Genomic DNA, 26,712 nt, shown 5'->3' with positions numbered 1-26,712 from the left:
CAATTAGAAACTGTCTCTCAACCACTGACTCATGCGATGCAGTTTTCCACCCGTTCCGGTCATTCTGAGACCGGAAATGCCTTTCGCCGGATGGCTCTCGAAGCTCGCCATCTGCGGATAGATCAGAAGCCCGACCGCGGCCGAGAAAGCCGGGCCTTTCGCCGCTTCGGGCAGGCCCGCCACGCCGAGCGGGCGACCTATGCGTACATTGCGCCCCAGGATGCGGCGCGCCGCTTCCGGCAGGCCGGCCAACTGGCTGGCGCCGCCGGTGAGCACGACGCGCTTGCCGACCGCATTGCCGTAACCGGACTTGTTCAACCGGTCACGCAGGAGTTCGAGCGTCTCGTCGATGCGGGCGCGCACGATGCGCGTCATCACCGAACGCGGGATCTGCAGCGGCACGTCGCCATCGTCGCCGATCGGCTGGATCGAGACCAGGTCGCGGTCGTCGGCGCTGCCCGGCAGCGCCGAGCCGTGCATCACCTTCAGCCGTTCGGCGGCGTCGAGCGAGGTCGAAAGTCCCTTGGCCATGTCGAGCGTCACATGGTTACCGCCGATGGCGATGGCGTCGCCATGGACGAACTTGCCTTCCGAAAACACCGAGATCGTCGTCGTGCCGCCGCCCATGTCGATGCAGGCGGCTCCGAGTTCCAGCTCGTCGTCGACCAGTGCCGCCAGCCCGCTGGCATAGGGCGTCGCCACCATGCGCTCGACCGACAAATGCGAGCGGTTGATGGAGAGCTCCAGATTGCGCATCGGCGCCGCATCGCCCGTCAGCACATGCATGTCGACGCCAAGCGTGTCGCCCACCATGCCGCGCGGATCGCGCACGCCACGCTCGGCATCCAGCGAGAAGCCGACGGGCAGCGAATGGACCACCTCGCGCTCGGCCTTCAGCGCCTGCTTGGCACCGGCGCCGAGCACGCGCTTGATGTCGGCTTCGTCGGCCTCGTGGCCGCCAAGATTGATGGTCGCCGAGAAGCTTTCGCTCTTCAGCCGGCCGGCGGTCATGTTGACGATCAGCGAATCGACCGTCAGCCCGGCCATGCGTTCGGCGGCGTCGACGGAGAGGCGAATGGCATGCTCGGCCCGGTCGAGATCGACGATGACGCCGGACTTCACGCCTTGCGATTTCTGGTGGCCGATGCCGATGACCTGGATGCGATGCGAGCGGCCGCGCAGGAGCTTGCCGTCATCGTTCGGCTTCAGCTTGGCCACCATGCAGCAGACCTTGTTCGAACCGACATCCAGCACCGTCAGGGTGCCCGACCGGCGCGACGAGGCATCGCCAGAACCGCCAAGCCAGCTCATATCTTCGTCTCCGGCTTGCGCTTGAGGGTTTTCGGCTTCTCGTTGAGCGCGGCTTCGCGCTGCGTCGCCGCCTGCGGCGTCAGCTCCACGACCAGCCGGTCTGTCAGGCGCATGTCGACGGCGGCGATGTCGCGCGACAACAGCCCCTTGTCATGATCCATCTTGACGAGTTCGGCGAGCGCCTGGTCCTCGTCATCCTCGGGCAATTTGATGGTGATGCCGTTGTCCAGCTTCAGGTCCCAGCGCCGTTCGCCAACGCGGACATAGCCTTTGATGCGGCCGGCGAGGTCGGGATAGTGTTCGATCCTGGCCAGGAAATCGGGCGCCTTGGCGGGCGCGCCGGCGCCGATCAACAGCGGCAGGAGCACCTGCTTGCCGCCCGAGAACGGCGCGATGACGGCGCCATCCTTCTCGATGACGGAGAGGTCGTTGCCCTGCTGCCAGAGCGCGAAAGCCGCACGCTCCTCGACGCGCACTTCCAGCGTGTGCGGATAGACCTTGCGCACCGCGGCAACCTGGATCCAGGGCAAGGTGGCGATACGCTCCCGCGCGGCCTCGGCGTCGAAGCCGATCAGCGACGTCCAGCCATCGAGTTCCAGCCTGTCGAGAATGTCGATCTCCGAAGTCTGGCGGTTGCCGACCACCTTGACCTGGTCGACCGCGAAGCCGGTACGGGCGGTGATGCTTTGAATGATGCCGTCGGCGTGACCGCCGAGGTAGGCGCCATAGGCGCCACTCGAGGCCAGCAGCACCGACGACATGATCGCGGCGGAGAAGCGCGGTGCCTGGAATTCGCCATCGCCCAGGCGCGTCAGGATGCGTACCGGGCGGCGAAGCACGCGCGGCAGAACGAAATGGTCCAACGACAATGGCAGGCCGAACAGCGACGGCCCGGCCGCGCCCCTCACCTTACCCTGTCCCCATTTCAACGCAGACACGAAGCGTCCTCCACCATCCAACTCAACAATTCACCAAACGAATGCCCGGCATGGGCGGCAATTTCAGGCACCAGAGACGTCGGCGTCATGCCCGGCTGAGTGTTGACCTCGAGCCATACAACCTCGCCATTTTCGGAGTGACGATCGTCATAACGGAAGTCCGACCGGGAAACGCCCCGACAGCCGACAGCTTGGTGAGCCTTGAGCGCCAGTGTCTGTATTTTTTGGTAAATATTCGGTGAAACTTTTGCGGGGCATTCGTGTTTTGATCCGCCCGCGACATATTTTGAATCATAGTCGTAGAAGGAATGGCCCGTCGGGATGATCTCGCAGACGCCAAGCGCCACATCGCCCATGACGGCGCAGGTCAGCTCGCGCCCATGGATGTAGCGCTCGACCATGACGGTATCGCCATATTTCCATTCGGACGACCCGATCACCTGCGGCGGGTGCGACTGCCCCTCCGACACGATGACGACGCCAAAGCTCGACCCCTCGCTGACCGGCTTGACCACATAGGGCGGCTTCATCGGATGCTTGTTCTGGATGGAGAACCGATTGGAGACCTTCGATTCGGCAACGGGGACGCCGACCGATTTGACGATCTTCTTCGCCTGCTCCTTGTTCATGGCAAGCGCCGAGGCGAGCACGCCGGAATGGCTGTAGGGAATGCCGAGATATTCGAGGATGCCCTGGATGGTACCGTCCTCACCAAAAGGCCCATGCAGCGCATTGAAGGCGACGTCAGGCTTGAGCTCGGCAAGCACCGAGCCGACATCGCGCCCGACATCGACGCGGGTGACCTGGTAACCCTCCTGCTCCAGCGCATCGGCACAGGCCTTTCCAGAAGACAGAGACACGGGCCGCTCGGACGAGAAACCTCCCAGCAATACGGCCACATGCTTGCTTTTCATTCCCCGTCATCCCCTCTCACCGCGGACCAAAAACACAAGATTTCCGCAACATTGAGTCTGAGTCTCCCGGCAGGTTGCCCCCCCAGACGGAAAACGCTGAAAACGCGTCGAACGACTCAAATCAGGAAACGCTTCAGGGCAGAGAATCAGAGAGTTGATTCACTGGCAAGCACTTATGATTCCGAGAGATTCACTTTCTGAGAAAACAGATGCGAAAACCGTGTCGCTGAGTCTTTGCGGCAACGATTTCACGGCATTTCGATCCCCTTGAAGTTCACGCATCACGTGAACTTCAAGAGGCGCTAGAGAAGCTGGCCGAGGAACTCCTGGACGGCATATCCGGAACGGAAATTGCCGATGCGCTTGATCTCCCACTGCAACCGGATGCCGGAATGCTCGAGCACCCGCGCGCGCACCGTCTCGCCGAGATATTCGAGGTCGTAGCCGGTCGCCGTTCCGGTGTTGATCATAAAGTTGCAGTGCATCGGCGACATCTGCGCACCGCCGATCATCAGCCCGCGGCAACCCGCCTTGTCGATCTCCTTCCAGGCCGACGTGCCTTCCGGATTCTTGAAGGTCGAGCCGCCCGTCTTCTCGCGGATCGGCTGCACGGTCTCGCGATGGTTCTGCACCGCATCCATCGCCGCCTTGATCACCGCCCTGTCCTCGGCAAAGCCTTCGAAAACGGCCGAAGTGAAGATCAGCCCGGCGGGCGCCGCCGAATGGCGGTAGGCATAGCCCATCTCGGCATTGCTCAGCGTTTGGGCGTTGCCCGCGCGGTCGAGCGCCCGCACCTCGACGACGCGCTCGCGCGTCTCGACGCCGTTGGCGCCGGCATTCATCCTGAGCGCGCCGCCGATAGCGCCTGGAATGCCGTGATAGAAATGGAAGCCGCCAATGCCGGCCTCGAGCGCCACCGCCGCCATGCGCTTGTCTGGCGTGGCGGCACCTGCCTTGATCCTGATCGGGGAAACGACTTCCGCCTCGCCAAAGCCCTTGGCCGAAAGCCTGATGACGAAACCCGGAATGCCGCCGTCGCGGACCAGAAGGTTCGAACCGACGCCAACGATGGTCAGGGGTATCTCTTCGGGAACGGCTCTGAGGAAGGCCGACAGATCCTCCTCGTCCGCAGGCTGGAACAGCGCCTCGGCAAGGCCGCCAGCCCGGAACCAGGTGATCTTGTCCATCTCGGCATTCGGCGTGACGCGGCCGCGCAGACCGGCCAGCCGGTCGCCAAGTCTGTCGATCAGGGCCTGGCCGTTCATCATGGGGCGGCAAGCTCCTTCGGCAGCGCATAGGCCCACTGAGTGATATTGCCGGCGCCGAGAAAGACGACAAAGTCGCCGGGCTTGGCGATGTCGCGGATGACGGGCGCGATGTCGGCCGGTCCCTCGATGTAGCGGGCGTCGCGATGGCCGCCGGCGCGGATACGCGACACCAGCGCGTCCGATGTCACGCCGTCCATCGGCTCTTCGCCGGCGGCGTAGACCGGGGCGACCATCACCGTGTCGGCATCGTTGAAGCAGGCGGAGAACTCGTTGAACAGATCATGCAACCGGGTGAAGCGGTGCGGCTGGGCAATGGCGATGACACGCCCGTTGGTGGCGCTGCGCGCCGCCTTCAGCACCGCCGAGATTTCGACCGGGTGGTGGCCGTAATCGTCGAACACGTCGACACCGTTCCAGGAACCGGTGTGGGTGAAGCGGCGCTTGACGCCGGCGAAAGACGACAGGCCTTTCTTGATCGCCTCGGCCGACAGGCCGAGTTCATGCGCGACCGCGATCGCGGCGGTCGCGTTGGAAACATTGTGGCGGCCGGGCATCGGCAGGCGCAGGCCCGAAATTGCCGTCTGGCCGCGCCCCTTGCGGTCGCGGATGATCACGTCGAACTCCGAGGTCGCCCCCGCCATGCGATGGTTGGTGAAGCGCACATCGGCCTGTGCGTTCTCGCCATAGGTGATGACACGCCGATCCTCGATGCGCCCGACCAGCGCCTGCACTTCCGGGTGATCGGTGCACATCACCCCAAAGCCATAGAAAGGCACGTTCTCGACGAACTGGCGGAACGCTTCGCGCACATTGTCGAAATTGCCATAATGATCGAGATGCTCGGGATCGATGTTGGTGACGACGGCGATGTCGGCCGGCAGCTTGAGGAAGGTGCCGTCGCTCTCGTCGGCTTCGACCACCATCCACTCGCCATCGCCCATGCGCGCATTGGTGCCGTAGGCGTTGATGATGCCGCCATTGATGACGGTCGGGTCGAGCCCGCCGGCCTCCAGCAGCGTCGCCACCATCGAGGTCGTCGTGGTCTTGCCATGCGTGCCGCCGATCGCCACCGCCTGGCGGAAACGCATCAGCTCGGCCAGCATCTCCGCGCGGCGCACGATCGGCAACAGCTTTTCACGCGCCGCCTTCAGCTCCGGATTCGACTTCTTGATCGCCGTCGAGACGACGATGACCTCGGCGTCACCGAGATTCTCCGCCTTGTGGCCGACGAAGCATTCGATGCCCTTGTCGCGCAGCCGCTGCACATTGGCGCTGTCGGCCTGGTCGGACCCCTGCACCTTGTAGCCGAGATTGTGCAGCACCTCGGCGATGCCGCTCATGCCGATGCCGCCAATGCCGATGAAATGCACGAGGCCGATGGTCTGCGGCATCTTCATGGGTGCGTCCCCTTCCTGAAATCCGATACTGTTTTGCGGGACGCAATAGCCTCTGTGAGGTCGGCGAGCAACCGCGCCGCGTCGGGCCTGCCAACCGACTTGGCCGCGGCAGCCATCGTCGCCAGCCGCTCCGGTTGGTCTATCAGGGCGCCGAGCAGTGCCGCGATGCGCTCGGGCGAAAGCGAGGATTGCACATGCACCTCGCCACCGCCGGCGGCCGCAAGGGCGGCTGCATTGGCCGCCTGGTCGTGGTCGAGCGCGAAGGGATAGGGCACCAGCAGCGCGGGCCGGCCGATGACGGCGATTTCCGACACGGTCGAGGCGCCGGAACGAGAGATTACAAGATGCGCCGCCGCTATGCGCGCCGCCATGTCGGTGAAGAACGGCGAGACCTCGACGGCGACGCCGAGCGCGGCATAGGCCGCCTTCACCCGCGCCACGTCGTCCGCGCGAGCTTGTTGGGTCACGACAAGGCGCTTGCGCTGTGCGTCGGAAAGCAGCGCGATGGCCCCTGGCATGGCATCGGAAAAGAATTGTGCGCCCTGGCTGCCGCCGAACACCAGCAGGCGGAAGGGCTCATCCCCGGTCGAAGCCGCGTAAGGCGTCCTGGCCGCTTCGAGCACAGCCGGCCGGACCGGATTGCCGGTCGTCACCGTCTTGGCGCCGGCCGCGCTTTCATCCTGCGGCAGGAAGCCGCCGGCGATCGCGTCGACACGGCCGGCCAGCGCCCGGTTGGCGCGGCCCATCACCGCGTTCTGCTCGTGGATCAGCGTCGGCACCTTGCGCCGCGTCGCCGCGTAGAGCGGCGGCAAGGTCGGATAGCCGCCAAATCCAACCACGGCCTCCGGCTTGATCCTGCCGATGATGGCGGAGGCCTGACGCACGCCGCTCCAGATTTTCCAGAAGGCGCCGAGCAGGGCGAAGGGATTTTTCGAGCCTAACGTCGCCGACTGGATCGGATGGACGGCCGCCGCCGGAAAATGGGCGGCAAACCGTTCGGCCCGGGTGTCGGTCGCCAGATGCACCGCCCAGCCGCGATCGAGGAGTTCATGCGCCAGCGCTTCGGCTGGAAAAAGATGTCCGCCGGTTCCGCCCGCCGCGAGAAGGATAACGCCTCTGGCCATGTCACTCCGCCGGCATGGCGCGCTGCGGCAGGGTAAAGCCCATCTGCTTGCGCTTTTCCGGCCGCTTGCGCGTCAGCGCCAGCACCATCCCCATCGAGATGGCGATGGCGATCTGCGAGGAGCCGCCGTAGGAGATGAAGGGCAGCGTCATGCCCTTTGCCGGCACCAGTTGCAGGTTGACGCACATGTTGATGACGGCCTGCAGGCCGAACACGGTGACCAGACCGCCGACCGCATAACGGGTGAAGTCGTCATGCTCCTTGAGCGCCGTGTTGAGACCGCGCAGCACGATGAAGGCGAATATCGACATGATGAAGAAGCACATGATCAGCCCGAACTCCTCGCCCGCGACCGAGAAGACGAAGTCGGCATGGCTGTCGGGGATGACCCGCTTGACCGTGCCCTCGCCCGGCCCGACGCCGAACCAGCCGCCATTGATCAGCGCATCGCGGCCCATGTCGACCTGGAACGTGTCGCCTTCGCCGGTGAGGAATTTGTCGATGCGCAGCGCGACGTGCGGAAACACCGTATAGGCGGCGAAGACGCCGCCGACGCCGGCAGCGCCCAGCACGATGATCCAAAGCCATGGCAGCCCCGCCATGAAGAACATGATGCCCCAGGTGCCGGTGGTCAGCATGGTCTGACCGAGGTCAGGCTGCGCCACCAGCAGCGACACGACCAGCACCAGGAGCAGCATGGCGAACAGATTGCCCGGAATGTCGGGCTGGCGCTTGTGCTCGGCGAACAGCCACGCGCACATGATGACGAAGGCCGGCTTGAGGAATTCCGAAGGTTGGATCGACAGGCCGGCAAGCGACACCCAGCGGCGCGCGCCCTTCACCTCGACGCCGACATAGAGCACCGCCACCATCAGCACCAGCATCAGGCACAGCATGATCAGCGACATGCGCCGGATCTGCCTGGAATCCAGGAACGAGACCGCCAGCATCACGCCGAGCGCAGGCACGGTGAAGATGATCTGCCGGGTGGCGAAATGGAAACTGTCGAGGCCGATGCGTTCGGCCACCGCCGGACTTGCCGCGAAGGACAACACGATGCCGAGCCCCATCAGCGACAGAAACGCCGCCAGGAACCAGCGATCGATGGTCCACCACCAGGTTGCGACCGGACTTTTGTCGAGACGGCTCTGCATTATCGTGCCCCTCCGATGGGTTTGACGCCATCCATAGCGCTCGCAGCTTGCCTGAAGGCTTCGCCGCGGACCTCGAAATTCTTGAACTGGTCGAAACTGGCGCAGGCCGGCGACAACAGCACCACCGCCTCGCCACTGTCGTCCTTGGCCGCGTCATGCGCGGCATGCTCCACCGCTGCCGCCAGCGTGCCCGAGATCTCGTAGGGCACGGCCTCGCCGAGCGTCGCCGAAAAGGCGGGCGCCGCCTCGCCGATCAGATAAGCCTTGGCGATGCGCGGGAAGAAACCGCGTAGCGGCTCGATGCCGCCTTCCTTGGGCAGGCCGCCGGCGATCCAGTAGATGCGATTGAAGCTGGACAGCGCGGGTGCGGCGGCATCGGCATTGGTCGCCTTGGAATCGTTGACGAACAGCACATGGTCCTTGCGGCCAACCTGCTCCATGCGGTGCGCCAGACCCGGGAAGCTTTCCAATCCAGACTGGATCTCGCCAAGGTTGAGCCCGACCTTGAGGCAAGCGGCGACGGCGGCCAACGCGTTTTGCGCATTGTGCTGACCACGCAGCGAGCCAATGCCTTCGAGGAAGGCTACCCGGCTGTAGCGGCCGTGCACGGCTTCCATCAGATTGGTGCCGTCGGCGAAATAGCCGTCGGTCAGCGGCAGGCGCTTGGAAATGCGGACGACCTGCCGCCCTGCCCGCTCCAGCCGATCGGCGATCTGCGCGCACCAGGAATCGTCGATGCCGATGATCGCCGTCTCGCTGCCCGCCACCAGCCGCTCCTTGATCGAAGCGTAGTGCTGCATGGTGCCGTGGCGGTCGAGATGGTCGGGCGTCAGATTGAGCAGGATGCCGGCCGTCGGATTGATCGAGGGCGCAAGGTCGATCTGGTAGGACGAGCATTCGACTACATAATGCCGGCCAGGCTTCGGCGGATCGAGCGTCATCACCGCACGGCCGATATTGCCACCCATCTGCGTGTCGCGCCCGGAGGCTTGAAGGATATGCGCCGTCAGCGCCGTCGTCGTCGACTTGCCGTTGGTGCCGGTGATGGCGATGAAGGGAGCATCCGGCGCACGCTGCGTCCGTTCCCTGCAGAACAGCTCGATATCGCCGATGACCTCGACGCCGGCCCCGCGCGCCAACTCCACGGTCCAGTGCGGCTTGGGATGGGTCAGCGGCACGCCGGGTGACAGCACGAAGGCGGAAAAACCGGCCCAGTCAGCGCCACGCAGATCGCCGGTGGCGATGCCGGTGGCGGCCGCCTTGGCGACGCTGCCGGGATTGTCGTCCCAGGCCAGCACCTCGGCGCCGCCCTCGATCAGCGCGCGCGCCGTGGCGATCCCCGAGCCGCCGAGCCCGAAGAGCGATACACGCTTGCCAGCGAAGGATGCGGCGGGGATCAAGTGGCGGCCTATCTGAGCTTGAGGGTGGAAAGACCGACCAGCGCCAGGATGACGGCGATGATCCAGAAGCGGATCACCACCTGGCTTTCGGTCCAGCCGAGCTTTTCGAAATGATGGTGGATCGGCGCCATCAGGAACACGCGCTTGCCGGTCATCTTGAAGTAGCCGACCTGGATGATGACCGAGAGAATCTCGACCACGAACAGGCCGCCGACGATGACGAGCACGATCTCGTGCTTGGTGGCGACCGCGACCGTGCCGATCAGGCCGCCCATGGCCAGCGATCCGGTGTCGCCCATGAAGATCGCCGCGGGCGGCGCGTTGAACCACAGGAAGCCGAGGCCAGCGCCGATGACCGCGCCAAGCACGACCGCCAGTTCACCAGTGCCGGGCACGAAATGGATCTGCAGATATTCGGCGAAAACCGCGTTGCCCGAGAGATAGGCGATGACGCCGAAGGACGCCGCCGCGATCATGATCGGCACGATCGCCAGGCCGTCGAGGCCATCGGTCAGGTTCACCGCATTGCCGGCGCCGACGATGACGAAGCAGGAGAATGGAATGAAGAACCAGCCGAGGTTGATGATGAATTCCTTGGCGAAGGGGAATGTCAGCGACGACGAGAAGGGCGCCTGGCCATTGTGCATGATCGCCCAGGCGGCGATGCCGGCGATAACGAATTCCAGCGCAAGCCGCGCCTTGCCGGAGAAGCCGAGATGCGACTGCTTCGTCACCTTCAGATAGTCGTCGTAAAAGCCGATCGAGCCGAAGCCGAGTGTCACCAAAAGCACCACCCAGACATAGATGCTGGAGAGGTTCGCCCATAAAAGCGACGAGCCGATGATGCCGGACAGGATCATCAGTCCGCCCATGGTCGGCGTACCTGCCTTTTTGAAATGGGTCTGCGGCCCGTCGGCGCGGATCGGTTGGCCCTTGCCTTGCCTGAGCCGCAGCGAATTGATGATGGTCGGCCCGAAGATGAAGACGATCAGGGCGGAGGTGATCAGCGCCCCGCCGGTGCGGAACGTGATGTAGCGGAAGACATTGAAGACAGAGACCTTGTCCGCGAAATCGACCAGCAGTGTGAACATGCGCTTTCGTCCCCCGACTAGGTCTGGTTGCTTGTTGTCGTTTCAGCCGGGAATTTGCCCAGCAGCGCATCGACCAGTTTTGCAAAACCGATGCCCTTCGACGATTTGATCATCACCACGTCGCCCGGCTTAAGCGCGGCGAGCAGCACCGGCTTCAACTCCTCGACGCCGGCGCGGTATTCCGTCCTGATATCGTCCGGCAGCGCTTCCGCCAGCGACCGCATTTCCGGGCCGCCGAGAAAGACCGTCCGCGTGCCGGTGCCGACGATGAGATCGGCAAGAGCGGCGTGCAGCTTGGCCGAGTGATCGCCGAGCTCGAGCATGTCGCCAAGCACGGCGATGCGCCTGCCCTCGCCCGTTACCGGCGTCGCGTTGAGCAGCGCCATCGCGGCCGCCATCGAGGCAGGATTGGCGTTGTAGCTCTCGTCGATCAGCGTGATCGAGCCACCGGCCTGGCTCGAAATCGGGCCCCCGGCCCGGCCCGAAATCGGGCCACCGGGATGCCGCAGCACGTGGCGCTTGCCGCGCCCGCGCTCGGCCGAGAGATCGGCCAGCGCCAATGCAACCTTGTCGAGATCGGCGCCAACCAGATGGGCGGCGCCAAGCACCGCCAGCACGTTCTGCACCATGTGCCGGCCGGGCGCGCCGATACGGGCGATGATATCGTGGCCGCTGATCCTGGCGGCGATGTCGGAATGGTCGGCATGCAACTCGCACTTGACCAGCTTGAAGGTCGAGCGCGCATTCTCGCCGAAGCCATGGATATGCTCGACGCTGGCAGCCTGTGCCATCTTGTACAGCAGCTTGAAACGCGCATCGTCGCGGTTGAGGACGGCAGCACCATCGGGCTCCAGGCCCTCGAAAATCTCGGCCTTGGCCTTGGCGATCTCGTCCAGGTTGCGGAAGAAGCCAAGATGCGCGGCCGCGATCATGGTGACGATGGCAACATGCGGCCGCACCATCTTCACCAGCGGCCGGATCTCGTCGGGATGGTTCATGCCGATCTCGAACACGGCATAGTCGCAATCGGCGGGCATGCGCGCCAAGGTCAGCGGCACGCCCCAATGGTTGTTGAAGGACTGCGCCGAGGCATGCACCTTGCCGACAGCCGAAAGCACGTGGCGCAGCGCCTCCTTGGTCGTGGTCTTGCCCGCTGAGCCGGTCACCGCGATGATCTTGGCTTGCGAGCGGGCGCGCGCCGCGACACCGAGCTTTTCCAGCGCAACCAGGACGTCGTCGACGACGATTATCGGCGCGGTCAACCGGCCAAGTGAGGGCAGCTTGCCTTCGGCCACCACCAGCACGCCGGCGCCGGCCTTGATGGCCGCGGTGACGAAGTCATGGCCGTCCATCGCCTCGCCCTTGATGGCAAAGAAAGCATCGCCCGGCTGCAGGCTGCGGCTGTCGATCGAAATGCCCGATATGCCTTCGGGCATGGGGCCGAGCGGCCGCCCGTCCGTGGCGGCAACCAGCGCTTCCGACGTCCACAGCAAGCTCATGCGGCATGCTCCCGGAGCGCGGCGCGCACTTCCTCGTGGTCGGAGAAATGCAGCGTTTCCGAGCCGATCGTCTGGCCTTCCTCATGACCCTTGCCGGCCACGATCAGCGTATCGCCGGCATGCAGCATGCCGACAGCCTCGTGGATAGCCTTGCGCCGGTCGCCGATCTCCATGGCGCCGGGCGCGGCCCCAAGAATGGCGGCGCGGATGGTTTCGGGCACTTCCGAGCGCGGATTGTCGTCGGTGACGATGACGACATCTGCAAGCCGTGTCGCGATCTCGCCCATGATCGGTCGTTTGCCACGGTCGCGGTCGCCACCACAGCCGAAGACGACCATGACACGGCCGGTGGTGAACGGACGCACCGAGGCCAGCACGTTCTCCAGCGCATCGGGCTTGTGCGCGTAATCGACATAGACCGGCGCGCCGCTCGCCGTGGTGCCGACGAGATCGAGCCGGCCCGGCGCCCCTTTCAATTTCTCCAATGCCGCCAAGGCTTTGGCGACAGGCGTTCCAGTGGAAATGGCCAGCCCCGCCGAAACCAGCGCATTCGCGATCTGGAAATCGCCGGCGAGCGGCAGGTCGATCTCGTGGATCACACCGTCGGCCTCGACCTCGGCACGCTGGCGATGACGCTCATGCTCGACCCGCTTCAGCCTGAGGAAATCGCCATGGCGGCCAACCGTCAGCACGTCGAGCCCGGCGGCCCGCGCCGCCTTTATCGTCGGTTCCGACCACGGATCGTCGGCGAAGACGATGGCGGGTGCGCCCTTCGGCAGCAGCGTGTCGAACAGGCGCAATTTGGCGCGATGATAATCCTCGATCGTCGGATGGTAATCCATGTGGTCGCGGCCGAGATTGGTGAAGCCCCCGGCCGAGAGCTTCACCCCATCGAGGCGGCGCTGGTCGAGCCCGTGGCTGGAGGCCTCCATCGAGGCGTGGGTAACGCCGGCATCGGCCAATTCCCTGAGCAACCGGTGCAGGGCGACCGGATCGGGTGTCGTCAGCGAACCATATTCGTTGCGGCCGGGCGCGACCACGCCAGTGGTGCCGATCGAGGCGGCGGCGTATCCCGCCTGCTCCCATATCTGCCTGGTGAAGGCGGCAACCGACGTCTTGCCGCTGGTGCCGGTAACCGCGACCATGGTTTGCGGCTGTTTGCCGAAGTAGCGGGCGGCACTCAAGGCCAGTGCCAGGCGCGGATCATCGACCCCCAGTACCGGAACCGGCAAATCGGCAAGGGCGCTCCCGTTGCCCAAGACGATCGCGGCAGCGCCACGCCGGGCCGCGTCGGCGGCATAGCTCGCGCCATCGGCCTTGGTTCCGGCAAGCGCGAAAAAGACGACGCCCGGTTTTACCTGGCGGGAATCGGACGAGATGCCGGTAACCTCCAGATCGGCCGAAGCTGTTCCTTCGACAGGCAGGATACCGGCTAGATCTTTGAGCTTCATCGAGTCCCGTTCACCGCAACAAAATAGCGCGCAGTTGCCGGCGCGCCCTAAGAATCACTGATAGGAAACCAGCGTTGCACCATTTTCATGGCTGAAATCTGGCTTCACGCCAAGCATGGCCGCTGAACGCCTGATGATATTGCCGGCCATAACCCCAGCATTGTTGGCGGCGACGTCGGTCATCCCAGGCTTTTCCGGATGCGGGGCGTCGGCGATCGTGAACACCAGATATTGCGGATCGTCCATCGGGAAGGCGGCGACGAAGGTGTTGAAATTCAACTCCTTCGAGTAACGGCCGTTGATGACCTTCTCGGCCGTTCCGGTCTTGCCGCCGACGCGGTAGCCGGGAACGCGGGCGTTTCTGGCCGAGCCCTTTTCGGCGTTGAGCGTGTAGAGGTAGCGCATGCCCTCGACGGTTTTGTCGGCGACCACTTTCTTGGCTGCCGCCATCGCGTCCTGCTGGCTGCGGACCAGGAATGTCGGCTCCATCAGATATCCGCCATTGACCAGCGCTGCGCAGCCGACAGCCGCCTGCAGCGGCGTCGTCGACACGCCATGGCCGAAGGCGATGGTGAACGAGTTGACCTGCTTCCAGACTTTCGGCTCGGTCGGGCGGGCGACTTCGGGCAGTTCGGTCTGCATCTTCTCAAGAATGCCGAGGCGGTGCAGGAATTCGCGGTGCGCCTCGATGCCGACCAGCTCTGCCTCCCTGGCCGATCCGATGTTGGACGAATAGAGGAACACCTCCGGCAACGACAGCACACGGTTCTTGCCGTGGAAATCGTGAATGGCCTGGTGGCCGACGCGGATTGGATGCGAAGCGTCGAAGCGGCTCGACATCGTCGCCTTGCCGGAATCGAGCGCCATGGCAGAGGTGAAGCTTTTGAACGTCGAGCCCATTTCATAGAGCCCCGCCGACATCCGGTTGAGCCGGTCCTTGTCCTGCGCATTGTAGGGATTGTTCGGATCGAAATCCGGCACCGAGGCCATGGCCACCACTTCGCCGGTCTTGACGTTGAGCACGACCGCGCCTGCGCCCATGGCGCGATAGCGTTCCAGGCCGGCGGCGATCTCGTCGCGCACCACATGCTGGACGCGCAGGTCGATCGAAAGCTTCACCGGCCTGAGATCCTTCGCCACCGCCAGGCCCGACGCCTGCAGGTCGCTCAGGCCCTGCTCATCGATATATTTCTCCATGCCGGAAATGCCCTGGTTGTCGATGTTGGTCAGGCCGACAACGTAGGACGAGGTTTCGCCGCTTGGATAGAAACGGCGCTTTTCGGTGCGGAAGCCAAAACCGGGAATGCCGAGCTGCATGATGTCGGCCTGCTGCTTGGGCGTCAGCTGCCGCTGCAGCCAGACGAAGCCGGCGCCGCTCTTCAGCTTGTGATAGGTCTGCTCGTAGTCGATTTCGGGCAGCACCGTCGACAGCTTCTCGATCGCCTCGTCGGCATCGACGATGCGGCGCGGTTCGGCGAACAGCGACGCCGTCTTGATGTCGGTGGCCAGCACTTCGCCGTTGCGGTCGACAATGTCGGGCCGCGAGGCGGTCACCCGGCTCTGCGGCCCGCCCGACAGGTCGGGTGTCTGGAAACCGAGATAGACCAGCCGCCCCGATATCGTCGAGAAGATGCCGAAGAACACCGCCATCGTCATCACGATGCGCGCCTTGCCCTTGCCGCCTGTCGCCTTGCGGGCGCCTTCGACCACGATCGATCTGTCCTCGCCCGTCCTGGCGCGCCTTACCGACGCGAAGCGCTTCAGCAGTTTGCCGATCATTGGGCGATGTCTCCGGTCACGACGGGATCCTTGTCGCCTGAAGGCGCCTTATCGGAATTGTCGGCCATCGCGCCCTGGCGCCCGTTCAGGATGTCCTGGATATCGAGGGCCTTGGCCGGCAGGTCGCCCAGGCCCACGATCTGGCGGGCACTGACCGGCTCCAGCGCGAGCTGCGACTTATAGAGTTCGGCCAGCTTCTGCAGGCGCGACGGCTGGGTGAGCAGGCTCCAGTCGGCCTTGAGCAGGTCGATCGTGTCCTCCTCGTAACGGATCTCGGCATGGATCTTCTGCACGGCCGCCAACTGGTCCTCGGCCTCGCGCTTGGCCTTGTAGGTCAGGGCGGCCGCCGAAACCATGACGGCGATCAGGACAATGTCGCTGGTACGAAACACGTGCTTACCTCTCCCCCGGCCGGTCGATGCCGGGAAGCTTTGGAAGGCCGAAAATCGAAAAATCGTCGCCGCGCGCCGGAGCCTCGGTGCGGATCGCGGCACGCAGCCTGGCCGAGCGGGCGCGCGGGTTGGCCGCAACCTCGGCATCGCCTGCGGTCACCCCGCCACCAGCCTTGCGGAATGTCGCGGTGCGCGCTTGCGCCTCCGGCATGTGGCGCGAGCCGGTCATGGCGTCGGCGCGGTCGGCGATGAAGCGCTTGACGATGCGGTCTTCCAGCGAATGGAACGTCACCACGGCGAGCCGTCCACCGGGCTTCAGCGCGCGTTCGGCCGCGAACAGCGCCCTGGCCAGTTCGCCGAGCTCGTCATTGACGAAGATGCGCAGCGCCTGGAAGACGCGGGTCGCCGGATGGATCTTGTCCTTCGGCGCGCGTCCAATATGCGTTTCGATCGCATCGGCGAGTTCGAGCGTGCGCTCGAATGGGCGTTTTTCCCGGCGCGCCTCGATCATGCGCGCGATGCGGCCGGCGTGACGCTCTTCGCCGAGGAAGCCGAAGATACGGGCAAGGTCGCCCGGCTTGAAACTGTTGACGACATCGGCAGCGCTGATCCCCGCCTGCGCCATGCGCATGTCGAGCGGTCCGTCGTTGCGGAAGGAAAAGCCGCGCTCGGCCTGGTCGAGCTGCATGGAGGAAACGCCGATGTCGAGCACGACGCCATCGACGCTTTCGACGTGTTCGTCGAGCGTCGAGAACGGCGCCTGCACCAGCTTCAGCCGGCCGCCGGATTGCGCCTCGATGTCGCGGCCGGCCGCGATGGCATCCGGATCGCGGTCGATGGCAATCACGGACGCGCCCGCCGTCAGGATGGCCTTGGTGTAGCCGCCGGCGCCGAACGTGCCGTCGATGACGATGTCGCCCTCCGCCGGCGCCAGCGCTTCCAACACTTCGCCAAGGAGGACCGGAATGTGGCGGACCGATCCGCCAACGGCGTTGATATCATCGCCGTGGCCCACCGTCATTCCGGTCGCTCCCCAGCCTTGGCCTCGTGAGCCTTCGTCCCCTGCCGAAGCTGCAAAAGCCTGGCACGCGCCTGCGCGCCGTAGGTCGCAAGCCGTCCCGGCTCCCAGACCTGAAAGAAATTGCCGCGCCCGACAAAGGCCACCTCCGCGGAAATGCCGGTATGTTCGCGGATGAAATCGGTCATGGTGATGCGGCCGTCCTGGTCGAGTTTCAGGAACGCTCCGTCGCCATGGCAGAAGAACGACATGTCGTCCGCAGCCTGCAGGAACGGGTCTTCCCGCGCGATGCGTTGTTCGTAGCGATCGAGCAGATCGAGCCCGCCGACATCCATCGCCGGCAGATCCAGGCACCGCAGCGCATAGAGTTCCGAATAGCCGCGCTTCTGCACCACGGCACGGAAATGCGCCGGAACGGACACCCGCCCCTTCGCATCGATCCTGCTCACCGTGTTCGACAGAAACCGGTCCATCACACGTTGCAGCCGCTTGCGCAACCGCACCCCTCTTCATCGTGTCGCACGCGCCACCGCAGCGCTGCGCCCGCCCCGCACCAAGCTCGTCCACACGGGCAAAAAACGGCAAACGCGCAGCCGCCGCGGCTGCCCGATTGGCGTACGCTTTACCCTGACGCGGAACGAAGGCTTTGATGTCGAAATGGGATACCATGGGGCACTATGGGCGTCAACGGGAATAGGGCTTCACAAACATGCGCATCACGGCGACGAGAAGGCTTTGACGGCACGTCTCGTCTTTATGGTCTATTAAGCCTAACGAACCGTTTAGAGCCTCGCTGGTCCAACTGGAGACGCCTTGCCGCGAGCCGCGGCCGGGCATAGCGTCTCCCCCATCTCACCGATCGCCAAGGGATTTTGAAACTCGATGTCTGAAACTGCCAAATCGCGCGCTGCGGCCCTTCCCCATTTGCGTCGCAGCGGGTTTGCCATGGGCGATTCAATTCCCCTGCCACTGACCATGGCCGCCATCTTCCATGCACCGGGCGATGCCACCGGCTTCAACCAGTACGGCCGTTTCAGCAACCCGACCTGGGATGCCGTCGAACACATGTTGTCCCATTTGGAAGACGCGCCCTGCGTCGGCTTTCCCTCGGGAATGGCAGCGATCTCGGCGGCATTCTTTGCCGTGCTCAAGGCCGGCGACCATGTCCTGCTGCCTTCGGACGGTTATCACACCACCAGGGCGCTGGCTGATCGCTTCCTGCAACCGCTCGGTGTCTCCTACGATGTCCGGCCGACATCGACTTTCCTTGACGGCGGTTTTGCGGGCTATCGCCTGGCCTTCGTCGAAACGCCGGCCAATCCGGGGCTGGACATCTGCGATATCGCCGCTGTCGCCGAAGCCGTCCACAAGGCCGGCGCGCTGCTGGTGGTCGACAACACGACGATGACGCCCTTCGGCCAGCGCCCTCTCGATCACGGCGCCGATATCGTTGTCGCCGCCGACACCAAGGCACCCAATGGCCATTCCGACGTGCTGTTCGGACATGTTGCCAGCCGCAATGCGGATATCATCGCCGCCGTGACCGGCTGGCGCGAGGTCTCGGGCAGCATCCCCGGGCCGTTCGAAGCCTGGCTGGTGCATCGCGGCCTGGAAACATTGGATGTGCGCTTCGACCGCATGTGTTCGTCGGCGGAAGTGATCGCGCGGCGCCTGCAAGGCCATCGGGCGATCAACGGCCTGCGCTATCCCGGCCTCGAAGGCGATCCCTCGCACAATCTTGCCCGCGCCCAGATGGAGCGCTTCGGCTTCCTCATCTCCTTCGAACTCGCTTCCGAGCAGAAAGCCGAGGATTTCATCAACAATTGCGACCTGATGCAGGCCGCGACCTCCTTCGGCGGCGTCCACACCTCGGCCGAGCGGCGCTTGAAGCGAGGCGACGCGGTTCCGGCCGGCTTCGTTCGCCTGTCGGTCGGTTGTGAGCCGGTGGAAGAACTCTGGAAGGCGATCGAGGCCTCGCTGGACAGGATCAGCGACTGACAAATCGACCACGAGCGGGTCAGCGTTTGATGGGATCGCCGAACCGCCCTAACTCTTTGTTTTACGCAATTACGCAATTCCGCAAGGGAAAGCGCTAGCGCTTCTCCTGGATTGCTTAGGAGCCGAGGTCATTGGCTTCGATGTTGCGCCGACCATGCAGCACGCGAAGAACTTCGATCGCATCACCGCCGACCCGGTACAAGGTGAGATATTCGCCGACAATCAGATGGCGATACCCGGCGCAATGTCGTCGCGTGGCGCACCTGAGAAGGGATAAGTCGACAATTGCCGCCATCTTGCCGCTAAACGATCAAGCAACCGGTCCGCTGCTGCCTCGTTGTTGCCCGCAATATGAAGCCAGATCGCAATCAAATCCTCTTCCGCACGAGCGCTGCGGTCGATTGGCAGCAACTTCATGCCGCGTCGTCAGATCGCAGACGCCTGCGGGCCTCCGCCTTGATTTCGTCCATCGAGGCAAACCGACCAGGCCCGCTGTCGATCCCCTCCTGCACCAGCTTGCGCAGTTCCTCAACCGTGTAGCCCATCAGGTCGCGGCGGTCCTTCCATTGCCTCAACGCATCGCGGATCACCTCGCTCGCCGAGGCGTATTCTCCAGCCGCGACCACATCGTCGACCGCCTGAGCCAATTCCGGCGAAAGCGTGATGCTGCGTTTGTCGACCTGACCCATGATAGGCTCCTGATGATGAGCCGTGACGGTACGATTTAATCGCACCAATTTCAAGAAAGTCGGCGGATATCTCTGTCTTGTGGCGGGGCAAATCAGCGCCGTGCCCTTGAATCAGAAGGTTGCGCCCATGGGCGCAACCTTCTGGTACCAAAGGTTAATCCCAGATATCGTGGAGAGAAACTGCCAGCTGGCCTGTAAGCCGGGTTTTGTATGGCCCTCGCCCCTTGCGAGGCGAGAACGTGGCGGCCATTCATCTTGGGCGCATGTTGCCATGCGCCTCACGCAACCTACCCGGACGGTGGGCCGGAAACAGCCCTCGAGGGTTTCCCCTCGCACCGCCCCTATTCGGTCTTGCTCCCGGTGGGGTTTACCGTGCCGCTCCTGTTGCCAGTCGCGCGGTGGGCTCTTACCCCACCCTTTCACCCTTACCCCGACTAAATCGTGGCGGTTTGCTTTCTGTGGCACTTTCCCTGGGGTCGCCCCCGCCGGCCATTAACCGGCACCGTGTTTCCATGGAGCCCGGACTTTCCTCACCCGCGGCCTTTCGGCGTTTGCGGGTGCGGCCGCCCGGCCAGCTGGCAGGGCGTATAAAGGGGTTCACACCGCAAAACGCAACCGAAAAAGCCGTCGTGCCCGGTTCTTGTCAAGCCGGTGCGCCGACAGCCGCCAACTGGACCTTGACCTTGCTGCAATAGGCCGCCGAAACCGGGTTCATGCGGGTGGCGCCATGGCCGGCATTGTATTTCAGGATGGTGCCGCAGGTCGTGCCGCCGCCGAGGTCGCGCGCCATGGCGAGGTACTTCATGCCGTATTTGATGTTGGTGTCGGGATCGAACAGGCCCTTGGCCGACCCGCTGTAACCCATCATGCGCGCGGTTGCCGGCTTGATCTGCATCAGTCCGATCTCGCCGGCGCCGCCGACCATATTCGGCCGGTAGTTGCTTTCGATCTTGATCACGGCCTGGGCCAGCGACACCGGAACCCCGTAGGTCGCCGCGTAGCGGCCGACAATCGCGGAATACTGGCCACCGCTCGTCACCGCCGCGGTCGCCGCAGCGACGTTGCCGAGACCGATCGATGCTGTCGTCGTCATGTCCACGGTTTTGCGGCCGCGCTTTGTCTGCCTCTTGGCGGAGGATTTCCCTGCCCCGGTCTTACTTGCCTTGGTCCCACTTGCCTTGGCCCAGCTTGCCTTTTCCACTTTCGCGGAAACCTGCTTCGTCGTCTTGTTGCTTTTGGCCGAAATGGCCTTGCCTTTGGCGGATGCCGCGACGAGGCCCTGGTCGGCCCGTGGACTTAACGGCGCGGCGTCGGCCGCACTGAAGGCAAAACTCATTACCCCGGCAGCAAGAGCTGCCGTTAAAACGGTCAATTTCTGCATGTGATCCTGTTCTGTTGGGGCCACGCGAAGATCTTCGCGTGGCATCGCTTGATCAATATCGGAACACCCGGGGGGATGGACGTCCGACAAACTGTACGAAACGCCCTTTGAAGTCCGATTTGGCGCCAATGAAGGCGAGGCAAGTCACTTTCAGTGACAGTTTGTAACTTTATGACCAGCGAGGATTACTTGGACCCGCTCTTGACCTGAGGTCAATTCCTCGCGGAAGCAAGCAGTTTCTGCAGCGTGCGCATCGTCGAGCCGTCGGCGGCGCCGTCGATCCGGCGCGGTCGAAAATGCCGTTGAAAGGCCTCAACGACAATTCGTGTCCGGTCGTCGAAAATGCCCGATATCTCGACGCCATAGCCATAAAGCGACAGCATCGACTGCAGCGTCTCCACATCGGCACCGCGGTCACCGGACTTCAGCGCGGCTCCGCGCCTGACGGGAGCGGCCGGCACGAGATGACCGACACCGGCCTTAAACAGCGCGGCCCATGGGAACTTCTCGCCGGGATCGATCTTGCGCCCCGGCGCCACGTCGGAGTGCGCCAACACCCGCTGGGGAGTGATCGCGTGCCGCGTGACAATCCCTCTGCACAGCTCGATGACCGCCGTGATCTGACGTTGCGGAAAGCTGGGATAGCCCAGTGAATGGCCGGGATTGACGATTTCGATGCCGATCGAGCAGGAATTGATGTCGGTGCGTCCGAACCAGGAACTCTGGCCGGCGTGCCACGCGCGATCGCTTTCCCGCACCATCTGCACGACGTGACCATTCTCATGGACGAGATAATGCGACGAGACTTCACTCGCCGGATCGCACAGCCAGGCTTCGGCCGCGGCCCCGGTGGCCATGCCCGTGTAGTGCAGCACAATCATGTCGGGCTTCTGCGCGTCGCGCCTTGGCCCGAAATTCGGCGATACCCTGACCTCGGCGCTTGGCTCGTCGGGCAGGAAGCCGCTCATGCGTGCCGCAGGCCCCGCTCGATCATCTCGTAGGCGGCGTTGATCGCCGCGACCCTGGTCGTCGCGATCTTGATGAATTCCTGCGGCAGCCCGCGCGCGATCAGCCGATCCGGGTGGTTGTCCGACACCAGCTTGCGATAGCGTTTCCTGACCTCCTCGAACGGCTTGCCCCGCTCGATGCCGAGGACGACATAGGGGTCGCCGGCACCAAGATTGACGTGCCGCGCCATGATCGATTCGTAATGCGTCTCGTCAATGCGGAAGATCTCGGCGATACGGTGCAGGAAGATGCCTTCGCGCTCATGCACCAACCCATCGGCCTTGGCGATGTGGAACAGGCCATCGAGTATGTCTTCCAGCATCACGCAATTGGAGTGCCCGGAGCCGCAGAGCTGCGCCATGCGCTCGGCATAGGTCTCGAAACCGGCGACGTCCCGCTGGGCCAGATCGAACAGCCGCGCGACGTTGCGCGTCTCCTTCGGCGGCACTTCGAAAATTTCCTGGAAGGCGCGCACCTCATCCTGGGTGACGATACCGTCGGCCTTGGCCATCTTGGCCGACAGTGCGATCATCGCCACCGAGAAGGCGACGCGGCGGCGCAGGTCGGCATCGCCGGAGAAAACCGTGCGCACAGCTTCGACCACGTCGGCGACGCCTGACGTGGTCGAAGACGAAACCCGCGTGATGAAGTCGCCGAGGCGGTCCCAAATCGACATGGCCAGCTTCATAGAGCCAACCGGTCCCCGCTATCAAGCCAATAACGGCCACTCTCTGTCGGGTCCGTGACCTCCGACGGTCGACGGTCCCGAGCCCAGTCTCCACGAGAAAAGGCCGGCATGAAGCCGGCCTTCCTCCCAAGACACCTACTGCTTACAAACTACTGCGCGGGCGCAGGAGCGGGCGTTGCCGGAGCCGGCTCGGCAGGCTTGGTCGAATTATCGGCCGGGGCCGCAGGCTTCATCGGCTGCTCGGCAGCCGGCGGATTGGTGCTCTGCGTGGTGGTGTTGTCAGTGCCTGTGCCACTGTCGCTGCAGGCGGCAACGCCCAGCAGGGCCAGGGCGGACACCGAAGCAAGAATGAGCTTTTTCATTACGTCTCTCCTTCAACACACGTTCACGTTGCGGTGAACGGTCGAAGGAGAAATGCCCCGGACGGCCATGGGTTTCATAACGTTGCGTTTCCGCCTGTAACATCAATGGCATGCAGGCGACATTGCTGCCGGCGCTTGGGCGCTTTAACAACGATAACGAAAACGAATACCGGAGACAGCCGCATGACCGCGAAATGGGATTTCTGGATCGATCGCGGCGGCACCTTCACCGATATTATCGGCCGTGACCCGCAAGGCGGGCTGCATCCGCGCAAATTGCTGTCGGAGAATCCTGAGGCCTATGCCGATGCGGCCATTCAGGGCATCCGCGACCTGCTCGACCTTGAACCGGCCGCCGCGATCCCGTCCAGCCTGATCGGCGACATCAAGATGGGCACGACCGTGGCCACCAACGCCCTCCTGGAGCGCAAGGGCGACCGCGTGTTGTTGCTCATCACCAAGGGGTTTCGCGATGCGTTAGGGATTGCGTACCAGGCGCGACCGGACATCTTCGCCAAGGAGATCATCCTTCCCGAACAGCTCTATGAGCGCGTCATCGAGGTCGACGAGCGTGTGCTCGCCGACGGCCGCGTCGAACGGCTGCTCGACATATCAGCCTGCCGGCCGGCCATAGAACAAGCGAAAGCCGATGGCATCGATGCGGTGGCGATCGTCTTCATGCACGCCTGGAAATATCCCGATCACGAGAAGGCCGTGGCCAAGGTCTGCCGCAAGCTTGGTTTCGGACAGGTCTCGGTCAGCCACGAGGTCTCGCCGCTGATCAAGCTGGTCGGCCGCGGCGACACCGCGGTGGTCGACGCCTATCTGTCGCCGATCCTGTCGCGCTATGTGCAAAGGGTGGCGGGAGAACTGGGGGTGGCGGGAGAACCGGGTGCGGCGGGAAAAAACAACGAATCCCCTCGCCTGATGTTCATGATGTCTTCTGGCGGGCTCACCGCCGCCGACATGTTTCAGGGCAAGGACGCATTGCTGTCGGGCCCGGCCGGCGGCGTGGTCGGCATGGTCGAGACGGCGAAGCTCGCCGGTTTCGACAAGGTCATCGGCTTCGACATGGGCGGCACGTCCACCGACGTCGCCCACTATGACGGCGAGTATGAACGGGCCTTCGACACCGAAGTCGCCGGTGTGCGCGTCCGCGCGCCGATGATGCGCATCCACACGGTCGCCGCCGGTGGCGGCTCGATCCTGCACTACGAGCCCGGCCGTTTCCGCGTCGGACCAGACTCCGCGGGCGCCAATCCCGGCCCCGCCGCCTACCGGCGCGGCGGCCCGTTGGCGGTGACCGATGCCAATGTGATGCTCGGCAAGCTGCAGCCCGACTTCTTCCCGTCGATCTTCGGTTCCGGCCAGGACGCGCCGCTCGACGCGCAAACCGTGCGTGCGAAATTCGCGGCACTTGCCGCTGAGATCGGCGATGGCCGGCCGCCCGAATCGGTCGCCGAGGGCTTCGTCACCATCGCGGTCGAGAACATGGCCAATGCGATCAAGAAGATTTCCGTGCAGCGCGGCTACGACGTCACCGAATACCTCCTGAACTGCTTCGGCGGCGCCGGCGGACAGCACGCGTGCCTGGTCGCGGACGCGCTTGGCATGGAGGCCGTGCTGATCCATCCCTTCTCCGGCCTGCTTTCGGCCTATGGCATCGGCTTGGCCTCCGTGTTCGCCTCGCGCCAGCAGGCGCTGCTCAAGCCGCTCGCCGAAGAGTCCAGAACGGAGATTGGCGGCCTCATCGCCATCTTGAAAAAGGCCGTGATCGCGGAACTGGCGGCGCAAGGCATCGCCGAGGACGTGATTGCCACCAGGCCGGTGCTGCACATTCGCTATGACGGCACCGACACGACGCTGCCGGTAAATTTTGAGAACGATTCGATTTTCCAGGCAAAGCGCGATTTCGAAATCGCCCACAAAGCGCAATTCGGTTTCGTCTATGACGACAAGCCGATGGTGGTCGAGACCGTCGGCGTCGAGGGCACCGAAACCGGCCAGACCAGCGCCGAGGCCCATGCGCCTGCCGGACCGGCAAGGGTCCATCCAGCCGCTTCCGAGACCCGGCGTATCTACACGGAAGGCCAGTGGCATGAAGCTGGCGTCTACCGTCGCGAGATCCTCGGACCGTCCAATATGGTCGCCGGCCCCGCCTTGATCATCGAGCCGAACCAGACCATCGTCGTCGAGCCAGGCTGGCGGGCCGAAATCACCAACCTCAATCACGTCGTCATCCGTCGCACGGAAAAGAAAGCGCGCGCCGCTGCCCTGGGCACGCAAGCCGATCCGGTGATGCTCGAAGTCTTCAACAATCTCTTCATGTCGATCGCCGAGCAGATGGGCGTGACGCTGCAGAACACCGCCTATTCCGTCAACATCAAGGAAAGGCTGGATTTTTCCTGCGCCGTCTTCGACCACACCGGGGCGCTGGTCGCCAATGCGCCGCACATGCCGGTGCATCTCGGCTCCATGGACCGTTCGGTCGAAACCATCATCCGGCTGAACTCCGGCGACATCCACCCCGGCGACGTCTTTGCCTTGAATGCCCCCTATAATGGCGGCACGCATCTGCCCGACATCACCGTGGTGACGCCGGTGTTCGACGACATCAGGAAAAACATCCTCTTCTGGGCGGCCTCGCGCGGCCACCATGCCGACATTGGCGGCACCGCCCCGGGCTCGATGACGCCGCTCGCCACCACGGTCGACGAGGAAGGCGTTCTGTTCGACAATTTCCGCATCGTCGACGGCGGAAAATTCCGCGAGACGGAGTTGCATACGCTGCTCACCGATCATCGCTACCCCGCCCGCAACCCGCACCAGAACATCGCCGATCTCAAGGCACAGATTGCCGCCAACGAGAAGGGTGTCGCCGAACTGCGCAAGATGGTCTCCCATTTCGGGCTTGATGTCGTCGAGGCCTATATGGGCCATGTCCAGGACAATGCCGCCGAGAGCGTGCGCCGGGTGCTGGAGCGGCTGCCGGACACGTCGGAATATGAGTATCCGACCGATACCGGCCAGGTCATCAAGGTGAAGATCACGGTCGATCGCCAAAAGCGCGAGGCGACCGTCGACTTCACCGGCACGTCGCCTGTCATGAAGAACAATTTCAACGCCCCTGAGCCGGTGGCGCGCGCGGCCGTGCTCTACGCCTTCCGCGTCATGGTCGAGGACATGATCCCGATGAATGCCGGCTGCCTCAGGCCGATCAACATCGTCATTCCCGACGGCTGCATGCTGAAGCCCGCCTATCCTGCCGCCGTCGTCGCCGGCAATGTCGAGACCTCGCAGCACGTAACCAATGCGCTGTTCGGCGCCATGGGCGCGATGGCCAATGCGCAGGGCACGATGAACAACCTGACTTTCGGCAACAAGAAGTACCAATATTACGAGACCATCTGTTCCGGCTCGCCGGCCGGCCATATGAACTCCGGCCGCGGCTTTGCCGGCACCTCCGGCGTGCACACCCATATGACCAATTCGCGCCTAACCGATCCGGAGGTGCTTGAACTGCGCTTTCCCGTGGTGCTGGAGGATTTTCACATCCGCGAAGGCTCGGGCGGCAAGGGCAAATGGAACGCCGGCGACGGCACCAAACGCACCATCCGCTTCCTCGAGAAAATGGAATGCGCGATTCTGTCCTCGCACCGCAACCGCCCGCCACGGGGGCTGGATGGCGGCGGCGACGGCGAAGTCGGCTCGACCAAGGTCCGCCGCAACGACGGCACGGTCGACGTGCTGAAGGCCTGCGACCAGACCGTTCTCGACGCTGGCGAGGCCGTCATCGTGACGACGCCGACGCCGGGCGGGTTTGGCAAGCTGTAAGAGAGACGTCAACAGGC

General features: G+C 64.0%; 24 protein-coding genes and 1 other RNA gene. 2 read left to right on the top strand and 23 right to left on the bottom strand.

Annotated features, from left to right (window positions below):
- Positions 1 to 3: 3 nt before the first annotated feature.
- From ftsA to mraZ, 15 genes are all read right to left on the bottom strand, one after another.
- On the bottom strand, positions 4 to 1,311 hold the full coding sequence (gene ftsA, locus LB571_RS12445) for a cell division protein FtsA (protein ID WP_015317215.1): 1,308 nt from the start codon (positions 1,309 to 1,311) through the stop codon (positions 4 to 6).
- Entirely contained in the window at positions 1,308 to 2,249 is a 942-nt protein-coding gene (locus LB571_RS12440) for a cell division protein FtsQ/DivIB (protein ID WP_224594786.1), read from the bottom strand. The genes ftsA and LB571_RS12440 overlap by 4 nt, the downstream gene beginning before the upstream one ends.
- Positions 2,237 to 3,163, bottom strand: a complete 927-nt coding sequence (locus tag LB571_RS12435; protein WP_015317213.1) for a D-alanine--D-alanine ligase — start codon at positions 3,161 to 3,163, stop codon at positions 2,237 to 2,239. Before LB571_RS12435 ends, LB571_RS12440 begins: the two co-directional genes overlap by 13 nt.
- Before the next feature lie 302 nt (positions 3,164 to 3,465).
- Positions 3,466 to 4,431, bottom strand: coding sequence for a UDP-N-acetylmuramate dehydrogenase (murB, locus tag LB571_RS12430; protein WP_140873338.1), 966 nt, complete (start codon positions 4,429 to 4,431; stop codon positions 3,466 to 3,468).
- Positions 4,428 to 5,828 (bottom strand): UDP-N-acetylmuramate--L-alanine ligase, encoded by a 1,401-nt coding sequence (murC, locus tag LB571_RS12425; protein WP_015317211.1) that lies wholly within the window; start codon positions 5,826 to 5,828, stop codon positions 4,428 to 4,430. Before murC ends, murB begins: the two co-directional genes overlap by 4 nt.
- Positions 5,825 to 6,952, bottom strand: coding sequence for an undecaprenyldiphospho-muramoylpentapeptide beta-N-acetylglucosaminyltransferase (gene murG, locus LB571_RS12420; protein WP_140789197.1), 1,128 nt, complete (start codon positions 6,950 to 6,952; stop codon positions 5,825 to 5,827). Before murG ends, murC begins: the two co-directional genes overlap by 4 nt.
- A 1-nt stretch (position 6,953) precedes the next feature.
- Positions 6,954 to 8,105 (bottom strand): putative lipid II flippase FtsW, encoded by a 1,152-nt coding sequence (gene ftsW, locus LB571_RS12415; protein ID WP_015317209.1) that lies wholly within the window; start codon positions 8,103 to 8,105, stop codon positions 6,954 to 6,956.
- The gene (murD, locus tag LB571_RS12410; protein WP_140660917.1) at positions 8,105 to 9,505 is read right to left on the bottom strand and encodes a UDP-N-acetylmuramoyl-L-alanine--D-glutamate ligase; all 1,401 of its coding nucleotides are present in this window, start codon (positions 9,503 to 9,505) and stop codon (positions 8,105 to 8,107) included. Before murD ends, ftsW begins: the two co-directional genes overlap by 1 nt.
- A gap of 8 nt (positions 9,506 to 9,513) precedes the next feature.
- The gene (gene mraY / locus LB571_RS12405) at positions 9,514 to 10,596 is read right to left on the bottom strand and encodes a phospho-N-acetylmuramoyl-pentapeptide-transferase (protein ID WP_015317207.1); all 1,083 of its coding nucleotides are present in this window, start codon (positions 10,594 to 10,596) and stop codon (positions 9,514 to 9,516) included.
- Positions 10,597 to 10,613: 17 nt separating this feature from the next.
- Positions 10,614 to 12,095, bottom strand: coding sequence for a UDP-N-acetylmuramoylalanyl-D-glutamyl-2,6-diaminopimelate--D-alanyl-D-alanine ligase (locus tag LB571_RS12400; protein ID WP_224594783.1), 1,482 nt, complete (start codon positions 12,093 to 12,095; stop codon positions 10,614 to 10,616).
- Entirely contained in the window at positions 12,092 to 13,546 is a 1,455-nt protein-coding gene (locus tag LB571_RS12395; RefSeq protein WP_140615623.1) for a UDP-N-acetylmuramoyl-L-alanyl-D-glutamate--2,6-diaminopimelate ligase, read from the bottom strand. The genes LB571_RS12400 and LB571_RS12395 overlap by 4 nt, the downstream gene beginning before the upstream one ends.
- A gap of 54 nt (positions 13,547 to 13,600) precedes the next feature.
- On the bottom strand, positions 13,601 to 15,325 hold the full coding sequence (locus LB571_RS12390) for a peptidoglycan D,D-transpeptidase FtsI family protein (RefSeq protein ID WP_224594781.1): 1,725 nt from the start codon (positions 15,323 to 15,325) through the stop codon (positions 13,601 to 13,603).
- Positions 15,322 to 15,717, bottom strand: a complete 396-nt coding sequence (locus LB571_RS12385; RefSeq protein WP_015317203.1) for a hypothetical protein — start codon at positions 15,715 to 15,717, stop codon at positions 15,322 to 15,324. Before LB571_RS12385 ends, LB571_RS12390 begins: the two co-directional genes overlap by 4 nt.
- A 4-nt stretch (positions 15,718 to 15,721) precedes the next feature.
- Positions 15,722 to 16,738, bottom strand: coding sequence for a 16S rRNA (cytosine(1402)-N(4))-methyltransferase RsmH (gene rsmH, locus LB571_RS12380; protein WP_224594776.1), 1,017 nt, complete (start codon positions 16,736 to 16,738; stop codon positions 15,722 to 15,724).
- Positions 16,735 to 17,208 (bottom strand): division/cell wall cluster transcriptional repressor MraZ, encoded by a 474-nt coding sequence (mraZ, locus tag LB571_RS12375; protein WP_224594774.1) that lies wholly within the window; start codon positions 17,206 to 17,208, stop codon positions 16,735 to 16,737. The genes rsmH and mraZ overlap by 4 nt, the downstream gene beginning before the upstream one ends.
- Positions 17,209 to 17,617: 409 nt before the next feature.
- Between mraZ and LB571_RS12370 the strand changes: the two genes are divergently transcribed.
- Entirely contained in the window at positions 17,618 to 18,733 is a 1,116-nt protein-coding gene (locus LB571_RS12370) for a cystathionine gamma-lyase (RefSeq protein ID WP_015317200.1), read from the top strand.
- Between the two features lie 115 nt (positions 18,734 to 18,848).
- Here the strand turns inward: LB571_RS12370 and LB571_RS28780 are convergent, their stop codons facing one another.
- The 8 genes from LB571_RS28780 to LB571_RS12335 form a co-directional block, all read right to left on the bottom strand.
- On the bottom strand, positions 18,849 to 19,028 hold the full coding sequence (locus LB571_RS28780) for a type II toxin-antitoxin system RelE/ParE family toxin (protein ID WP_263484659.1): 180 nt from the start codon (positions 19,026 to 19,028) through the stop codon (positions 18,849 to 18,851).
- Positions 18,956 to 19,150 carry a type II toxin-antitoxin system RelE/ParE family toxin gene (locus LB571_RS28775; RefSeq protein WP_263484660.1) on the bottom strand — a complete coding sequence of 65 codons (195 nt, stop codon included), beginning with the start codon at positions 19,148 to 19,150 and terminating at the stop codon, positions 18,956 to 18,958. Before LB571_RS28775 ends, LB571_RS28780 begins: the two co-directional genes overlap by 73 nt.
- Positions 19,147 to 19,422, bottom strand: a complete 276-nt coding sequence (locus LB571_RS12360) for a type II toxin-antitoxin system ParD family antitoxin (protein WP_140615618.1) — start codon at positions 19,420 to 19,422, stop codon at positions 19,147 to 19,149. Before LB571_RS12360 ends, LB571_RS28775 begins: the two co-directional genes overlap by 4 nt.
- Before the next feature lie 179 nt (positions 19,423 to 19,601).
- An RNA gene (gene rnpB / locus LB571_RS12355) (RNase P RNA component class A) lies at positions 19,602 to 20,001 on the bottom strand.
- Positions 20,002 to 20,065: 64 nt separating this feature from the next.
- Positions 20,066 to 20,803, bottom strand: a complete 738-nt coding sequence (locus tag LB571_RS12350) for a lytic transglycosylase domain-containing protein (RefSeq protein WP_140615616.1) — start codon at positions 20,801 to 20,803, stop codon at positions 20,066 to 20,068.
- A gap of 212 nt (positions 20,804 to 21,015) precedes the next feature.
- Positions 21,016 to 21,771, bottom strand: coding sequence for an N-acetylmuramoyl-L-alanine amidase (locus tag LB571_RS12345; protein ID WP_224594772.1), 756 nt, complete (start codon positions 21,769 to 21,771; stop codon positions 21,016 to 21,018).
- Positions 21,768 to 22,487 (bottom strand): J domain-containing protein, encoded by a 720-nt coding sequence (locus LB571_RS12340; RefSeq protein ID WP_041163805.1) that lies wholly within the window; start codon positions 22,485 to 22,487, stop codon positions 21,768 to 21,770. The genes LB571_RS12345 and LB571_RS12340 overlap by 4 nt, the downstream gene beginning before the upstream one ends.
- Before the next feature lie 161 nt (positions 22,488 to 22,648).
- Positions 22,649 to 22,861 carry a hypothetical protein gene (locus tag LB571_RS12335; protein ID WP_015317194.1) on the bottom strand — a complete coding sequence of 71 codons (213 nt, stop codon included), beginning with the start codon at positions 22,859 to 22,861 and terminating at the stop codon, positions 22,649 to 22,651.
- Between the two features lie 183 nt (positions 22,862 to 23,044).
- Between LB571_RS12335 and LB571_RS12330 the strand changes: the two genes are divergently transcribed.
- On the top strand, positions 23,045 to 26,695 hold the full coding sequence (locus tag LB571_RS12330; RefSeq protein ID WP_224594769.1) for a hydantoinase B/oxoprolinase family protein: 3,651 nt from the start codon (positions 23,045 to 23,047) through the stop codon (positions 26,693 to 26,695).
- Positions 26,696 to 26,712 lie beyond the last annotated feature (17 nt).

The organism is Mesorhizobium sp. BR1-1-4, from assembly GCF_020165375.1.
GTDB classification, from domain to species: domain Bacteria; phylum Pseudomonadota; class Alphaproteobacteria; order Rhizobiales; family Rhizobiaceae; genus Mesorhizobium; species Mesorhizobium australicum.
This window is presented reverse-complemented; position numbering and strand designations above follow the sequence as displayed.

What these genes read in the sequence shown, in the direction of transcription:
- ftsA (WP_015317215.1), bottom strand. Translation starts at nt 1,311, where the DNA reads ATGAGCTGGCTTGGCGGTTCTGGCGATGCCTCGTCGCGCCGGTCGGGC.
- murB (WP_140873338.1), bottom strand. Translation starts at nt 4,431, where the DNA reads ATGATGAACGGCCAGGCCCTGATCGACAGACTTGGCGACCGGCTGGCC.
- LB571_RS12370 (WP_015317200.1), top strand. Translation starts at nt 17,618, where the DNA reads ATGTCTGAAACTGCCAAATCGCGCGCTGCGGCCCTTCCCCATTTGCGT.
- LB571_RS12395 (WP_140615623.1), bottom strand. Translation starts at nt 13,546, where the DNA reads ATGAAGCTCAAAGATCTAGCCGGTATCCTGCCTGTCGAAGGAACAGCT.
- LB571_RS12330 (WP_224594769.1), top strand. Translation starts at nt 23,045, where the DNA reads ATGACCGCGAAATGGGATTTCTGGATCGATCGCGGCGGCACCTTCACC.
- LB571_RS12350 (WP_140615616.1), bottom strand. Translation starts at nt 20,803, where the DNA reads ATGCAGAAATTGACCGTTTTAACGGCAGCTCTTGCTGCCGGGGTAATG.
- LB571_RS28775 (WP_263484660.1), bottom strand. Translation starts at nt 19,150, where the DNA reads ATGAAGTTGCTGCCAATCGACCGCAGCGCTCGTGCGGAAGAGGATTTG.
- LB571_RS12340 (WP_041163805.1), bottom strand. Translation starts at nt 22,487, where the DNA reads ATGTCGATTTGGGACCGCCTCGGCGACTTCATCACGCGGGTTTCGTCT.
- LB571_RS12360 (WP_140615618.1), bottom strand. Translation starts at nt 19,422, where the DNA reads ATGGGTCAGGTCGACAAACGCAGCATCACGCTTTCGCCGGAATTGGCT.
- LB571_RS12435 (WP_015317213.1), bottom strand. Translation starts at nt 3,163, where the DNA reads ATGAAAAGCAAGCATGTGGCCGTATTGCTGGGAGGTTTCTCGTCCGAG.
- LB571_RS12345 (WP_224594772.1), bottom strand. Translation starts at nt 21,771, where the DNA reads ATGAGCGGCTTCCTGCCCGACGAGCCAAGCGCCGAGGTCAGGGTATCG.
- LB571_RS12390 (WP_224594781.1), bottom strand. Translation starts at nt 15,325, where the DNA reads ATGATCGGCAAACTGCTGAAGCGCTTCGCGTCGGTAAGGCGCGCCAGG.
- mraZ (WP_224594774.1), bottom strand. Translation starts at nt 17,208, where the DNA reads ATGGACCGGTTTCTGTCGAACACGGTGAGCAGGATCGATGCGAAGGGG.
- murC (WP_015317211.1), bottom strand. Translation starts at nt 5,828, where the DNA reads ATGAAGATGCCGCAGACCATCGGCCTCGTGCATTTCATCGGCATTGGC.
- rsmH (WP_224594776.1), bottom strand. Translation starts at nt 16,738, where the DNA reads ATGACGGTGGGCCACGGCGATGATATCAACGCCGTTGGCGGATCGGTC.
- LB571_RS28780 (WP_263484659.1), bottom strand. Translation starts at nt 19,028, where the DNA reads ATGGCGGCAATTGTCGACTTATCCCTTCTCAGGTGCGCCACGCGACGA.
- LB571_RS12335 (WP_015317194.1), bottom strand. Translation starts at nt 22,861, where the DNA reads ATGAAAAAGCTCATTCTTGCTTCGGTGTCCGCCCTGGCCCTGCTGGGC.
- LB571_RS12400 (WP_224594783.1), bottom strand. Translation starts at nt 12,095, where the DNA reads ATGAGCTTGCTGTGGACGTCGGAAGCGCTGGTTGCCGCCACGGACGGG.
- ftsW (WP_015317209.1), bottom strand. Translation starts at nt 8,105, where the DNA reads ATGCAGAGCCGTCTCGACAAAAGTCCGGTCGCAACCTGGTGGTGGACC.
- mraY (WP_015317207.1), bottom strand. Translation starts at nt 10,596, where the DNA reads ATGTTCACACTGCTGGTCGATTTCGCGGACAAGGTCTCTGTCTTCAAT.
- murG (WP_140789197.1), bottom strand. Translation starts at nt 6,952, where the DNA reads ATGGCCAGAGGCGTTATCCTTCTCGCGGCGGGCGGAACCGGCGGACAT.